Origin of the sequence: Klebsiella sp. A-Nf5, assembly GCF_002810545.1 — a bacterium.
GTDB lineage: Bacteria > Pseudomonadota > Gammaproteobacteria > Enterobacterales > Enterobacteriaceae > Klebsiella > Klebsiella variicola.
Map to the genome: position 1 here is coordinate 1 of NZ_PIOG01000159.1, position 13,116 is coordinate 13,116.

General features: G+C 56.3%; 13 protein-coding genes and 2 tRNA genes. 11 read left to right on the forward strand and 4 right to left on the reverse strand.

The window, feature by feature from the left end:
- Positions 1 to 42: 42 nt before the first annotated feature.
- Positions 43 to 119: transfer RNA gene (locus CWM53_RS16470), tRNA-Asp, on the forward strand.
- 52 nt (positions 120 to 171) lie between these two features.
- Positions 172 to 247 (forward strand) — tRNA-Trp (locus CWM53_RS16475).
- A 101-nt stretch (positions 248 to 348) separates the two neighbouring features.
- Here the strand turns inward: CWM53_RS16475 and hdfR are convergent.
- Positions 349 to 1,170: an HTH-type transcriptional regulator HdfR gene (gene hdfR, locus CWM53_RS16480; RefSeq protein WP_100730507.1), complete on the reverse strand. Its 822-nt coding sequence runs from the start codon at positions 1,168 to 1,170 to the stop codon at positions 349 to 351.
- A gap of 118 nt (positions 1,171 to 1,288) precedes the next feature.
- Between hdfR and CWM53_RS16485 the strand changes: the two genes are divergently transcribed.
- Complete coding sequence (locus CWM53_RS16485; protein WP_004886877.1) at positions 1,289 to 1,627, forward strand: DUF413 domain-containing protein; 339 nt, start codon at positions 1,289 to 1,291, stop codon at positions 1,625 to 1,627.
- 22 nt (positions 1,628 to 1,649) lie between these two features.
- On the opposite strand, the gene CWM53_RS16490 is transcribed toward CWM53_RS16485, so the two are convergent.
- On the reverse strand, positions 1,650 to 3,170 hold the full coding sequence (locus tag CWM53_RS16490) for a YifB family Mg chelatase-like AAA ATPase (protein ID WP_100632169.1): 1,521 nt from the start codon (positions 3,168 to 3,170) through the stop codon (positions 1,650 to 1,652).
- Positions 3,171 to 3,524: 354 nt separating this feature from the next.
- Between CWM53_RS16490 and ilvL the strand changes: the two genes are divergently transcribed.
- The 7 genes from ilvL to ilvA all read left to right on the forward strand — a co-directional run bounded on the left by ilvL (position 3,525) and on the right by ilvA (position 10,071).
- Complete coding sequence (ilvL, locus tag CWM53_RS16495; protein ID WP_001311244.1) at positions 3,525 to 3,623, forward strand: ilv operon leader peptide; 99 nt, start codon at positions 3,525 to 3,527, stop codon at positions 3,621 to 3,623.
- Between the two features lie 87 nt (positions 3,624 to 3,710).
- Positions 3,711 to 3,761, forward strand: a complete 51-nt coding sequence (ilvX, locus tag CWM53_RS32385; protein WP_175426296.1) for a peptide IlvX — start codon at positions 3,711 to 3,713, stop codon at positions 3,759 to 3,761.
- Between the two features lie 2 nt (positions 3,762 to 3,763).
- Positions 3,764 to 5,410, forward strand: coding sequence for an acetolactate synthase 2 catalytic subunit (ilvG, locus tag CWM53_RS16500; protein WP_008807982.1), 1,647 nt, complete (start codon positions 3,764 to 3,766; stop codon positions 5,408 to 5,410).
- Entirely contained in the window at positions 5,407 to 5,664 is a 258-nt protein-coding gene (gene ilvM, locus CWM53_RS16505; protein ID WP_074387422.1) for an acetolactate synthase 2 small subunit, read from the forward strand. Before ilvG ends, ilvM begins: the two co-directional genes overlap by 4 nt.
- A 19-nt stretch (positions 5,665 to 5,683) precedes the next feature.
- Positions 5,684 to 6,613 carry a branched-chain amino acid transaminase gene (locus tag CWM53_RS16510; RefSeq protein WP_049163149.1) on the forward strand — a complete coding sequence of 310 codons (930 nt, stop codon included), beginning with the start codon at positions 5,684 to 5,686 and terminating at the stop codon, positions 6,611 to 6,613.
- A 60-nt stretch (positions 6,614 to 6,673) separates the two neighbouring features.
- Positions 6,674 to 8,524 (forward strand): dihydroxy-acid dehydratase, encoded by a 1,851-nt coding sequence (gene ilvD, locus CWM53_RS16515; RefSeq protein ID WP_061156216.1) that lies wholly within the window; start codon positions 6,674 to 6,676, stop codon positions 8,522 to 8,524.
- A gap of 2 nt (positions 8,525 to 8,526) precedes the next feature.
- Entirely contained in the window at positions 8,527 to 10,071 is a 1,545-nt protein-coding gene (gene ilvA, locus CWM53_RS16520; RefSeq protein WP_061156215.1) for a threonine ammonia-lyase, biosynthetic, read from the forward strand.
- Here the strand turns inward: ilvA and ilvY are convergent.
- A complete protein-coding gene (gene ilvY, locus CWM53_RS16525) occupies positions 10,068 to 10,958 on the reverse strand; it encodes an HTH-type transcriptional activator IlvY (protein WP_012543253.1) in 891 nt (296 codons plus the stop codon). The two genes, ilvA and ilvY, sit on opposite strands and share 4 nt — an antisense overlap.
- 154 nt (positions 10,959 to 11,112) lie before the next feature.
- Here ilvY and ilvC point away from each other — a divergent pair, with 154 nt between their 5' ends.
- Positions 11,113 to 12,588 carry a ketol-acid reductoisomerase gene (ilvC, locus tag CWM53_RS16530; protein ID WP_008807976.1) on the forward strand — a complete coding sequence of 492 codons (1,476 nt, stop codon included), beginning with the start codon at positions 11,113 to 11,115 and terminating at the stop codon, positions 12,586 to 12,588.
- Between the two features lie 202 nt (positions 12,589 to 12,790).
- On the opposite strand, the gene ppiC is transcribed toward ilvC, so the two are convergent.
- Positions 12,791 to 13,072 carry a peptidylprolyl isomerase PpiC gene (gene ppiC / locus CWM53_RS16535; RefSeq protein WP_002883180.1) on the reverse strand — a complete coding sequence of 94 codons (282 nt, stop codon included), beginning with the start codon at positions 13,070 to 13,072 and terminating at the stop codon, positions 12,791 to 12,793.
- Between the last annotated feature and the right edge of the window lie 44 nt (positions 13,073 to 13,116).

The following is a 13,116-nucleotide window of genomic DNA, read 5'->3' on the forward strand; positions in this document are numbered from 1 at the left end:
GCCGGGGTGACAACCGGTGGTAATAAAGCGAAGAAATTCGGTGGAGCGGTAGTTCAGTCGGTTAGAATACCTGCCTGTCACGCAGGGGGTCGCGGGTTCGAGTCCCGTCCGTTCCGCCACTTATTAAAATTAAGCCTGCTATGTTAGCGGGCTTAATAGCGAGAAAGATTTAGGGGCGTAGCTCAGTTGGTAGAGCACCGGTCTCCAAAACCGGGTGTCGCGAGTTCGAGTCTCTCCGCCCCTGCCATATATAATCCTTTGCTTCGGCAAAGGATTTTTTTTGTTTGTCATTTCGTCCATTCCTCTGCCTTCCCCCGCTTTGGTCACTCCATCCATGGAGTCAGATCTTTATTCCAGTATGCTGCTTTTCAGGATCTCGCGAATATGCGCTTGTTTATCGCTATTTTGTAGCCAAATGGCATACAGAGGACGTGAGAGTGTCGCGCTATCGGTCACCGTATGTAGACCGCTTTTCTGCTGCGCCCAACTGACGGGTAACCAGCTACAGCCATTCAAGGTACTGAGTTGCTGATAAGCCAGTTCTGCGGAGCTCGTTGTCAACAGTGGCACATCATCGCTACCAATCAGCCCCACTTCGTTTTGCTGGAAATCCGGCCCCCATTCCAGACGCAGGTAGTTCAAATCATTCTTATTTTTCCCTGATGCGGCACAATAGAGCGCCAGGGTGAAATTACCCAGCAACTGGCAGCTTAATTCATCCATCTTCGGTGATTCAGTTGTGATCAGGAGATCGAGCTGGCGTTCATGCAACTGTTTAACTAATGACTGACGTTGGGCGATCCGCGCCTCGAATTGCAGGTTATAGGGATCTTTGTAGAGAGTCCCCAGCCAGCTGTTCAGCAGACATTCCCACAGCGACGCGCTGGCACCGATGGAGAATTCGTTATGTCGCGAAGAGTGAGCGACCTCCTTGCGCGCGGCCTGCCAGGTGTTCATCAACGTTTCGGCGTAGGGCAGGAGCTTTTCTCCGGCGGTCGTCAGACGAATGTTATTACGATGGCGGGTGAACAGGTTCACGCCAAGTTGATTCTCCAGCTGACGAATACGAAAGCTGACCGCTGACTGCGTCAGGTAAAGTGCCTCTGCTGCCCGCCCAAAGTGACGAGTTCTGCTCACTTCCAGGAAAGTCTTGAGCAATTCCGTATCCACACCGTTCTCCACAAAATTATTTGTCGTCATGATTTAAATGTTTTGTTTGACGCTCTGTCAAGCGTAACTAATACTCCGCGCCATAAATAGCTCGGCCAAAGAATCAGGAGCGTGTAGGATGGCGGAAAGCTTTACGACGACTAATCGTTTTTTCGACAATAAAAATTATCCACGCGGGTTCTCCCGTCATGGTGATTTCACCATCAAAGAGGCGCAACTGCTGGAACGTCATGGTTATGCCTTTAATGAACTGGAACTGGGTAAACGCGAACCTGTTACCGATGATGAAAAACAATTTGTCTCGGTGTGCCGTGGTGAACGTGAGCCGGTAACGGAAGCAGAACGCGTATGGATTAAGTATATGGCACGCATCAAGCGGCCGAAGCGTTTCCATACTCTTTCCGGCGGCAAACCGCAGATGGAAGGCGCTGACGATTACACCGAAAGCGATGACTAAGAAAAGGGCGTAAGCCCTTTTTTTACGCCATCATTTTCTGCAGATGGCTAAGCATCCGATCTATTGCCCGATAGCTAAGCGCCTCCTGCAAATGGTGGCGTTCAATCTCTTCAGCCTCTGCCAGATCGGCAATGGTTCTTGCCACTTTTAACAGACGCTGCCAGGCCCGTATAGAAAGCCCCAGGTGAGTTAGCGTCTGTTCCAGCCAGACAGCATCATCCTGCCGCAAGTGGCAGCAGCTCTTCATTTCACGATTCTCAAGATGCGCATTCAGCTTATTTTGCCTGAGCATTTGACGTTCACGCGCCGCCAGCACACGCTGACGGACTGTCGCACTCGATTCTTCACCTCGTATGCCCTGGCTCAGTATCCCCGGCGGTGGCAGCGGGATCTCTAAGGAGAGATCGAAACGGTCGAGAAAAGGGCCAGACAGGCGCCCAAGGTAGCGCAATGTCTGCTCAGGCGACGCGCGATTATGTTTACCCTGATAATGCCCGGTCGGGCTTGGGTTCATTGCTGCGATAAGCTGAAAGCGCGCCGGATAGTCAATTTTGGCGCGCGATCGTGATATGTGGATCTTGCCTGACTCAATGGGCTCACGTAGCGCATCCAGCACCCGCCGCTCAAACTCCGGTAGCTCATCAAGAAATAGCACGCCATTATGGGCCAGTGAAATCTCGCCAGGGGCGGGTATTGAGCCCCCGCCCACCATCGCTGCCAGCGAGGCGCTATGGTGAGGGGCGCGGAACGGCCTCTGACGCCACCGGGTCTTTGCGGTGTGGGGGTTGACCAGACTTTGAATGGCCGTGCTCTCCAGCGCTTCCTGATTGCTTAATGGCGGCAAAAGGCCGGGGAGCCGGCTGGCAAGCATGGTTTTGCCGGTGCCTGGTGGGCCAATCAGGAGCAGATTGTGGCCACCGGCCGCCACAATCTCCAGCGCCCGTTTGCCCTGTTGCTGGCCGATAACATCTCGCAGATCTTCGCAGCGTTCATCAACGGCGGGCACTTCGGCGAGAGGCGGTGAAAGCGATGCTTGCCCCGCGAGAAACGCGCACACCTGCTGCAGATGGTCGGCGACCAGGCAATCGCTGCCGCCGATCAGACCCACCTCAGCCGCATTGTCAGAGGAGACGACAATGCGCCGGCCGGCTTTAATGGCTTCCATTGCGCTGGGGATCGCCCCAGGAACGCCACGTAAGCCGCCTGTAAGGGCGAGTTCGCCCACAAACTCATATTGATTCAATCGGGTTGTGTTGAGCTGCTCTGAGGCGACGAGAAGCGCGAGAGCGATGGGAAGGTCGTATCGTCCACCCTCTTTAGGCAGATCCGCGGGTGCCAGGTTAATGGTTATTTTCTTCGCAGGGAAAGCGTAGCCGCTGTTGATCAAGGCGCTGCGTACCCGGTCGCGGGCCTCTTTCACGGTGGTCTCCGGTAGCCCGACCATGGTCAAGCCAGGCAGACCGCTGCTGAGATGAACCTCGATAGTAATCAATGGCGCTTCGATACCGAGCGCCGCGCGTGTATAAACGATGGCGAGCGACATAAAACCTCCTGTACAGAGACGGATTATGACGAGCCTGCCGTGAAACGGCAGCGGCAATAACACGAAGTTAGAAGCAGAAATCCATTATTTTCACGCCATCTCGTTACATTTAGCCGAAAATGGAAACGTGATCGAAAAACGTGGTGCATCCGAAACAGAGATTGGCGCTGAGCGTACAGCGTGAAAGAAAACTGAATTTTTTTCATTTCTGATTTTCTTCATATAAAACAATTATTTTTCCTGAAACTGTTAGGCTGCTCAGAAACGAAAATATAAAAAAATCTTGTGTTTTATGTGATGTCTGTGGTACCTCTTTAGGTATTCCTTCGAACAAGAAGCCAGAAAGTACAGAAAATGACAGCCCTTCTACGAGTGATTAGCCTGGTCGTGATTAGCGTGGTGGTGATTATTATCCCACCGTGCGGGGCTGCACTTGGACGAGGAAAGGCTTAAGAATCAAGCCTTAACGAACTAAGACCCCCGCACCGAAAGGTCCGGGGGTTTTTTTATAACTGAAATAACCTAAGCGAGGAGCAGATGATGACTTTTAGCATAAAATTCTGTTTCTCCCGATTTATGACGGGGAACTAACTATGAATGGCGCGCAGTGGGTGGTACATGCTTTGCGGACACAGGGAGTCGACACAGTTTTTGGCTATCCGGGTGGCGCAATTATGCCGGTTTACGATGCACTGTATGACGGCGGCGTGGAGCACCTGCTGTGTCGGCATGAGCAAGGGGCAGCCATGGCGGCCATTGGCTATGCGCGAGCGACCGGGAAAACCGGGGTGTGCATAGCGACGTCCGGCCCGGGCGCGACCAACCTGATCACTGGCCTGGCGGACGCCCTGCTTGATTCCATCCCCATTGTCGCTATCACCGGCCAGGTGGCCGCTCCCTTCATCGGCACGGATGCGTTCCAGGAAGTAGACGTTCTCGGTTTGTCACTGGCCTGTACTAAGCACAGTTTCCTCGTGCAGTCTCTGGATGAGCTGCCGCGGGTTATCGCTGAAGCTTTCCAGGTGGCAAACTCAGGCCGTCCGGGCCCGGTGCTGGTTGATATCCCTAAGGATATTCAGATGGCGCAGGGCGAGCTTGATCCTCATTTCTCTACCGTTGACGATGAGATGGCGTTCCCGCAGGCGGAGGTTGCTCAGGCTCTGCAGATGCTGGCTCAGTCACAGAAACCGATGCTGTATGTTGGCGGTGGGGTGGGTATGGCGCAGGCGGTACCGGCTTTGCGTGAATTCCTGGCGGTGACCCGAATGCCGGCAACCTGCACGCTGAAAGGGTTGGGCGTGGTGGCCGCAGATTATCCGTATTATCTCGGTATGCTGGGCATGCACGGCACTAAGGCGGCCAACCTGGCGGTACAGGAGTGCGATCTGCTAATCGCTGTCGGCGCGCGCTTTGACGATCGTGTGACCGGTAAGCTCAATACCTTCGCTCCGCATGCCAAAGTGATCCACATGGACATCGATCCGGCGGAACTGAACAAGCTGCGTCAGGCGCACATCGGTCTGACCGGCGATTTGAACCGCTTGCTGCCGGCGCTGCAGCAGCCGTTAGCTATCGATGCCTGGCGCGAGCATAATGCCGCACTGCGTACCGAGCACGCCTGGCGTTACGATCATCCCGGCGAGGCGATCTACGCGCCGCTGCTGCTGAAGCAGCTTTCCGACCGTAAGCCGGCGGACAGCGTTGTGACAACCGACGTAGGCCAGCACCAGATGTGGTCGGCTCAACATATGACCTATACCCGTCCGGAAAACTTTATCACCTCCAGCGGCTTAGGCACGATGGGCTTTGGCCTGCCGGCCGCTGTTGGCGCCCAGGTGGCGCGCCCGGACGATACGGTAATCTGTATCTCCGGTGACGGTTCCTTCATGATGAACGTGCAGGAGCTGGGCACCGTCAAACGCAAGCAGTTACCGTTGAAGATCGTGTTACTCGACAACCAGCGGTTAGGGATGGTTCGACAATGGCAGCAGCTGTTTTTCCAGGAACGTTATAGCGAAACCACTCTGACTGATAATCCTGATTTCCTCACGCTGGCCAGCGCCTTCGGTATTCCTGGCCAACACATCACCCGTAAAGACCAGGTTGAAGCGGCACTCGACACCATGCTTTCGAGCCAGGGGCCATACCTGCTTCATGTCTCAATCGACGAACTTGAGAATGTCTGGCCGTTGGTGCCGCCCGGCGCCAGTAATGCAGAAATGCTGGAGAAATTATCATGACGCAACATCAGGTCGCTTTGCAGGCGCGTTTCAATCCGGAAACCTTAGAGCGCGTGCTGCGCGTTGTCCGCCACCGTGGTTTTCAAATCTGCTCAATGAACATGGAAACCGCGCCAGATGCGCAAAATATAAATATCGAATTGACCGTTGCCAGCCCGCGGCCCGTCGAATTACTGTTTAGCCAATTAAGTAAACTGGTCGATGTTGCCTGCGTCGAGATCCAGCAACCCACATCACAACAAATCCGCGCCTGAGCGCAGAGGAATAAAAAAAATGACGACGAAGAAAGCTGATTACATTTGGTTCAATGGCGAGATGACCCCATGGGGCGAGGCGAAAGTGCACGTCATGTCCCATGCGTTGCACTACGGTACTTCGGTATTCGAAGGCATCCGCTGCTACGACTCGCACAAAGGCCCGGTGGTGTTCCGTCATCGCGAACATATGCAGCGTCTGCATGACTCAGCCAAAATTTATCGTTTCCCGGTCTCGCAGAGTGTTGATGAGCTGATGGAAGCCTGCCGCGAAGTTATCCGTACCAATAAACTGACCAGCGCTTATATTCGTCCGCTGGTGTTTGTTGGCGATGTTGGCATGGGCGTTAACCCGCCGGACGGTTACAAAACCGACGTTATCATCGCGGCGTTCCCGTGGGGAGCCTACCTCGGCGCAGAAGCGCTGGAGCAGGGGATCGATGCGATGGTTTCTTCCTGGAACCGCGCGGCGCCGAACACCATCCCAACCGCGGCGAAAGCGGGCGGCAACTATCTCTCCTCTCTGCTGGTCGGCAGTGAAGCGCGTCGTCACGGTTATCAGGAAGGTATCGCGTTGGATGTTAACGGCTATATCTCTGAAGGTGCAGGCGAAAACCTGTTTGAGGTAAAAGATGGCGTGCTGTTTACTCCGCCGTTTACCTCTTCCGCGCTACCGGGCATTACCCGCGACGCGATCATCAAGCTGGCGAAAGAGCTCGGCATCGAAGTGCGCGAGCAGGTGCTGTCCCGTGAATCGCTGTACCTGGCAGATGAAGTCTTCATGTCCGGCACCGCGGCGGAAATCACCCCGGTACGCAGTGTTGACGGTATCCAGGTTGGCGCAGGCCGCCGCGGGCCGGTGACCAAACGCATTCAGGAAGCCTTCTTTGGCCTCTTCACCGGTGAAACAGAAGATAAATGGGGCTGGTTGGATCCGGTAAGTAAGTAATTAAAAATGGGACGGCACGCACCGTCCCATTTAATAAACAGAGATGGGAGTAAAAAGAGCATGCCTAAGTACCGTTCCGCCACCACCACACATGGCCGCAACATGGCGGGCGCCCGCGCGTTGTGGCGCGCAACCGGAATGACCGATGCCGATTTCGGCAAACCGATTATCGCCGTCGTCAACTCCTTTACCCAGTTTGTCCCCGGGCACGTGCACCTGCGCGATCTCGGCAAACTGGTTGCCGAGCAGATTGAAGCGGCAGGCGGTGTCGCCAAAGAATTTAACACCATCGCGGTGGATGATGGCATCGCCATGGGCCACGGGGGTATGCTCTATTCACTGCCATCCCGTGAGCTGATCGCCGACTCGGTCGAGTACATGGTTAATGCCCACTGCGCCGATGCCATGGTCTGTATCTCCAACTGCGACAAAATCACCCCGGGGATGCTGATGGCCTCTCTGCGCCTGAACATTCCGGTGATCTTTGTTTCCGGTGGCCCAATGGAAGCCGGGAAGACCAAGCTGTCAGATAAAATCATCAAGCTCGACCTGGTGGATGCGATGATCCAGGGGGCGGATCCGAAAGTGTCCGACGAACAGAGTAACCAGGTGGAACGTTCCGCTTGTCCGACCTGCGGCTCCTGTTCCGGGATGTTCACAGCGAACTCCATGAACTGCCTGACCGAAGCGCTGGGCCTGTCACAGCCGGGTAACGGCTCTCTGCTGGCGACCCACGCCGATCGTAAGGAGCTGTTCCTGAACGCCGGTAAACGTATCGTAGAGCTGACCAAACGCTACTACGAGCAGGATGATGCTTCCGCCTTGCCGCGCAATATCGCCAGCAAGGCAGCATTTGAAAACGCCATGACCCTCGATATCGCGATGGGCGGTTCAACCAACACCGTTCTGCACCTGCTGGCGGCGGCGCAGGAAGCCGAAATCGACTTCACCATGAGCGATATCGATAAGCTCTCCCGCAAGGTTCCGCAGTTGTGTAAAGTGGCGCCGAGTACACAGAAATACCACATGGAAGACGTGCACCGCGCTGGTGGCGTGCTGGGCATTCTGGGCGAACTGGACCGCGCCGGTTTACTCAACCGCGATGTCAAAAACGTCCTTGGCCTGACGCTGCCGCAGACCCTGGAACAGTACGATGTGATGCTGACCCAGGACGACGCGGTCAAAAAAATGTTCCGCGCCGGCCCGGCGGGGATCCGTACCACCCAGGCGTTCTCGCAGGATTGCCGCTGGGATACGCTGGATGACGATCGCGCCGAGGGATGTATCCGTTCTCTGGAACATGCCTACAGTAAAGACGGCGGACTGGCAGTGCTGTACGGTAACTTTGCCGAAAATGGCTGTATCGTGAAAACCGCTGGCGTGGACGATAGCATCCTGAAATTTACCGGCCCGGCGAAAGTTTATGAAAGCCAGGACGAAGCGGTTGATGCCATCCTCGGTGGTAAAGTGGTGGCAGGCGACGTCGTGGTTATCCGCTATGAAGGGCCGAAAGGCGGGCCGGGGATGCAGGAGATGCTCTATCCGACCACCTTCCTGAAGTCTATGGGGCTTGGTAAAGCGTGTGCGCTGATCACCGATGGTCGTTTCTCCGGCGGCACCTCCGGGCTTTCCATTGGCCACGTATCGCCGGAAGCGGCGAGCGGCGGCAACATTGCGATCATCGAAGATGGCGACATGATTGCTATCGATATCCCGAACCGCGGTATCCAGCTGCAGCTGAGCGATGCAGAAATCGCCGCCCGTCGCGAAGCGCAGGAAGCGCGTGGCGATAAGGCGTGGACGCCGAAAGACCGCGAGCGCCAGGTCTCCTTTGCGCTGCGCGCTTATGCCAGCCTCGCGACCAGCGCCGACAAAGGCGCGGTGCGCGATAAATCAAAACTGGGTGGCTAATTATGGCGGACTCACAACCCCTGTCCGGTGCCCCTGAGGGCGCCGAATACCTGAGAGCAGTGCTGCGCGCGCCGGTTTATGAAGCGGTGCAGAAAACGCCGCTGCAAAAAATGGACAAGCTCTCTTCGCGACTGGATAACGTTATTCTGGTCAAACGCGAAGATCGCCAGCCGGTACACAGCTTTAAGCTGCGGGGCGCCTACGCGATGATGTCCAGCCTGACGGCGGAACAGAAATCGAATGGGGTGATCACGGCATCGGCAGGCAACCATGCGCAGGGAGTGGCATTCTCAGCCTCCCGGCTTGGGGTTAAGGCGCTGATCGTGATGCCGGTGGCAACCGCGGATATCAAAGTCGATGCCGTTCGCGGCTTTGGCGGCGAAGTGCTGCTGCATGGCGCCAACTTTGACGAAGCGAAGGCGAGAGCGATTGAGCTGGCGCAGCAGCAGGGCTTTACCTGGGTGCCGCCGTTCGATCACCCGATGGTGATCGCCGGTCAGGGAACCTTGGCGCTGGAGCTGCTGCAGCAGGATGCTCACATCGATCGTGTGTTCGTTCCGGTGGGCGGCGGCGGTCTGGCGGCGGGCGTGGCGGTGCTGATCAAGCAGCTGATGCCGCAGATTAAAGTGATAGCGGTAGAAGCGGAAGACTCGGCATGTCTGAAAGCGGCGCTGGATGCCGGTCATCCGGTGGATCTGCCGCGCGTCGGTTTGTTTGCTGAAGGCGTGGCGGTCAAACGCATCGGCGATGAAACCTTCCGTTTGTGCCAGGAGTATCTGGACGACATCATCACCGTCGACAGCGACGCTATTTGCGCGGCGATGAAAGATCTGTTCGAAGATGTGCGGGCGGTGGCGGAGCCTTCCGGCGCGCTGGCGCTGGCGGGGATGAAGAAATATGTCGCCCAGCACAATATTCGCGGCGAGCGACTGGCTCATATCCTGTCCGGTGCCAACGTTAACTTCCACGGCCTGCGCTACGTGTCTGAGCGCTGCGAGCTCGGGGAACAACGCGAAGCGCTGCTGGCGGTGACGATCCCGGAAGAGAAGGGCAGCTTTCTGAAGTTTTGCCAGCTGCTGGGCGGGCGCTCGGTGACGGAGTTCAACTACCGCTTTGCCGATGCCAAAGACGCCTGCATTTTTGTCGGGGTACGCCTGAGTCGCGGGCTGGAGGAGCGGAAAGAGATCCTCCAGTTACTGAACGACGGCGGGTACAGCGTCGTTGACCTTTCCGATGACGAAATGGCCAAGCTCCATGTGCGCTATATGGTCGGCGGCCGGCCGTCAAAAGCGCTGCAGGAACGTCTGTTCAGCTTCGAGTTCCCTGAATCGCCGGGGGCGCTGCTGAAGTTCCTGCACACCCTTGGCACCCACTGGAATATTTCGCTGTTCCACTACCGTAGCCACGGCACCGACTATGGTCGGGTGTTAGCGGCCTTCGAGCTGGGCGAGCACGAGCCGGACTTTGAAACCCGTCTTAACGAGCTGGGCTATGAGTGCCACGACGAAACCCATAACCCGGCATTCCGCTTTTTTCTCGCGGGCTAGTGGTTAGGCAGGATTTTCCAGAAAGCATCAATAAGCGGCTCATGCAGCCGCTTTTTTTGTGCGCAAACGCCCAGCTCAAACGGGGTTTGCTCATCGCTGCGCTCCAGAATCATCACCCGGTTGCGTACTGGTTCCGGGCTGTTTTCCAGTACCACCTCCGGTAGCAGCGCCACGCCGCAGCCGAGGGCGACCATCGACACCATCGCTTCGTGGCCCCCGACGGTGGCGTAGATCGACGGGTTGCTGATTTTATGCCGTCGAAACCACAGCTCGATGCGCCGACGTACCGGCCCCTGGTCAGCCATGATAAACGGCACTGTCGACCAGTCCGGACGCTCAACGGTCACCTGGTTACGCACCGGGCAGGGAAGGGCCGGGGCAATTAACACCACGGCGAGGTTCTCCAGCATCGAAAACGCCACCGATCCCGGCAGGGTCTCTGGTTTACCGGCAATCGCCAGGTCGGCTTCGCCGGTGACGACCTTCTCCATGGCATCAGCGGCGTCGCCGGTCGAGAGCTTGATCTCCACCGAAGGATGCGCAGCGCGAAAGCGATCGAGGATCGGCGGCAGATGGCTATAAGCGGCGGTGACAGAGCAGAAGATATGCAGCTCACCGGAGAGCGAAGGTCCCTGCTGATCGATGGCGTGGCGAAGCTGCTGATACTGCAGTAAGGTCTGCTGGGCAAAGGTGCGTAGCTCTTCCCCGGCTTCGGTGAGCGTCACCGTGCGATTATCACGCACGAACAGCGGCTGGCCGAGGTCCTCTTCCAGGCGTTGGATCTGCCGCGAAAGGGTAGAAGGACTGACGTGCATGGCCCGCGCGCTGCGGCCAAAATGGCGGCTTTCCGCCAGATGCAGAAAGGTTTTCAGATCGCGTAAATCCACGGCGCATACTCCCCGATTTTGTGTTTCATAAATTGCAACGTGACGTTGTGAATATATCAATTTCCGCAATAAAATTCCTGTCATATAGTAAGTTCATTCTCGCAAAAGCGAACCGAACAATAAGCACGACAACACAACATCACGAGGTATCACCATGGCTAACTACTTCAACACACTGAATCTGCGCCAGCAGCTGGCACAGCTGGGCAAATGCCGCTTTATGGGGCGCGATGAATTTGCCGATGGCGCAAGCTATCTTCAGGGTAAAAAAGTAGTCATCGTCGGCTGTGGCGCGCAGGGCCTGAACCAGGGTCTGAACATGCGTGATTCCGGCCTGGATATCTCCTATGCGTTGCGTAAAGAAGCGATTGCCGAGAAGCGCGCTTCCTGGCGTAAAGCGACCGAAAACGGCTTCAAAGTCGGTACCTATGAAGAGCTGATCCCGCAGGCCGACCTGGTGGTTAACCTGACGCCGGACAAACAGCACTCTGACGTTGTGCGTTCCGTACAGCCGCTGATGAAAGACGGCGCGGCGCTGGGTTACTCCCACGGCTTCAACATCGTTGAAGTGGGCGAGCAGATCCGCAAAGACATCACCGTGGTGATGGTGGCGCCGAAGTGCCCGGGTACCGAAGTTCGTGAAGAGTACAAACGCGGTTTCGGCGTGCCGACGCTTATCGCCGTACACCCGGAAAACGATCCGAAAGGCGAAGGCATGGCCATTGCCAAAGCCTGGGCAGCGGCGACCGGCGGCCATCGCGCGGGTGTTCTGGAATCCTCCTTCGTGGCGGAAGTGAAATCTGACCTGATGGGTGAGCAGACCATCCTCTGCGGCATGCTGCAGGCGGGTTCGCTGCTGTGCTTCGACAAGCTGGTGGCGGAAGGTACCGACCCGGCGTATGCGGAAAAACTGATTCAGTTCGGCTGGGAAACCATCACCGAAGCGCTGAAACAAGGCGGCATCACGCTGATGATGGATCGCCTGTCTAATCCGGCGAAACTGCGCGCTTATGCGCTGTCCGAACAGCTGAAAGAGATCATGGCGCCGCTGTTCCAGAAACACATGGATGACATCATCTCCGGCGAATTCTCCTCCGGTATGATGGCGGACTGGGCGAACGATGATAAGAAACTGCTGACCTGGCGTGAAGAGACCGGCAAAACCGCCTTCGAAACCGCCCCGCAGTATGAAGGCAAAATCGGCGAGCAGGAGTACTTCGATAAAGGCGTTCTGATGATCGCGATGGTGAAAGCGGGCGTTGAGCTGGCGTTCGAAACCATGGTTGATTCCGGCATCATCGAAGAGTCCGCTTACTATGAATCACTGCACGAGCTGCCGCTGATCGCGAACACTATCGCCCGTAAGCGTTTGTATGAAATGAACGTGGTTATCTCTGATACCGCAGAGTACGGTAACTACCTGTTCTCTTACGCTTGCGTACCGCTGCTGAAAGAGTTTATGACTACCCTGCAGACCGGCGACCTGGGCAAAGCGATTGCTGAAGGCGCGGTAGATAACGCTCAGCTGCGTGACGTGAACGAAGCGATTCGCAGCCACGCTATCGAGCAGGTGGGTAAGAAACTGCGCGGTTATATGACTGATATGAAACGTATCGCGGTAGCCGGCTAATTCCTCGTCGTCTTTCGACTTGCCGATGCGTTGGCTACGGTACGTACACCCCAGTCACATAGGAATCTATGTTCCTGGGGATGTACTTCCTTGCCGCCTTCCGGCCAGCCGAAATCCATAGAGGAATGGATTTGTTTAGTCGGCCTGATAAGCGAAGCGCCATCAGGCAAAAACCCGGAGATTAAGATCCCCGGGTTTTTTATTATTTCCGGTATAGCACTTTGATGATGTGGTAGCCGAACTGGGTATGCAGCGGGCCGGTTGGCTCCAGTTCCGGGCAGGAGAAGACCACTTTATCGAAGGCCGGTACCATCTGGCCCTGGCGGAACTCACCCAGATCGCCGCCGCGTTTGCCTGACGGGCAAATGGAGTGTTTCTTTGCCAGCTTGCCGAAGTCGGCGCCGTTTTTGAGCTGCTCGAGCAGATCGAGCGCCAGTTTCTCTTCTTTTACCAGGATGTGCAGTGCTGCCGCGGTTTTAGCCATGATTGCGCCTTGAGTGAGTTGGGATAAATCAGGGCGCCATAGTA

Excerpts from the sequence above, each read along its gene's own strand:
- CWM53_RS16485 (WP_004886877.1), top strand. The coding sequence starts at position 1,289 with ATGGCGGAAAGCTTTACGACGACTAATCGTTTTTTCGACAATAAAAAT.
- CWM53_RS16490 (WP_100632169.1), bottom strand. The coding sequence starts at position 3,170 with ATGTCGCTCGCCATCGTTTATACACGCGCGGCGCTCGGTATCGAAGCG.
- ilvL (WP_001311244.1), top strand. The coding sequence starts at position 3,525 with ATGACAGCCCTTCTACGAGTGATTAGCCTGGTCGTGATTAGCGTGGTG.
- ilvG (WP_008807982.1), top strand. The coding sequence starts at position 3,764 with ATGAATGGCGCGCAGTGGGTGGTACATGCTTTGCGGACACAGGGAGTC.
- ilvM (WP_074387422.1), top strand. The coding sequence starts at position 5,407 with ATGACGCAACATCAGGTCGCTTTGCAGGCGCGTTTCAATCCGGAAACC.
- CWM53_RS16510 (WP_049163149.1), top strand. The coding sequence starts at position 5,684 with ATGACGACGAAGAAAGCTGATTACATTTGGTTCAATGGCGAGATGACC.
- ilvD (WP_061156216.1), top strand. The coding sequence starts at position 6,674 with ATGCCTAAGTACCGTTCCGCCACCACCACACATGGCCGCAACATGGCG.
- ilvA (WP_061156215.1), top strand. The coding sequence starts at position 8,527 with ATGGCGGACTCACAACCCCTGTCCGGTGCCCCTGAGGGCGCCGAATAC.
- ilvC (WP_008807976.1), top strand. The coding sequence starts at position 11,113 with ATGGCTAACTACTTCAACACACTGAATCTGCGCCAGCAGCTGGCACAG.
- ppiC (WP_002883180.1), bottom strand. The coding sequence starts at position 13,072 with ATGGCTAAAACCGCGGCAGCACTGCACATCCTGGTAAAAGAAGAGAAA.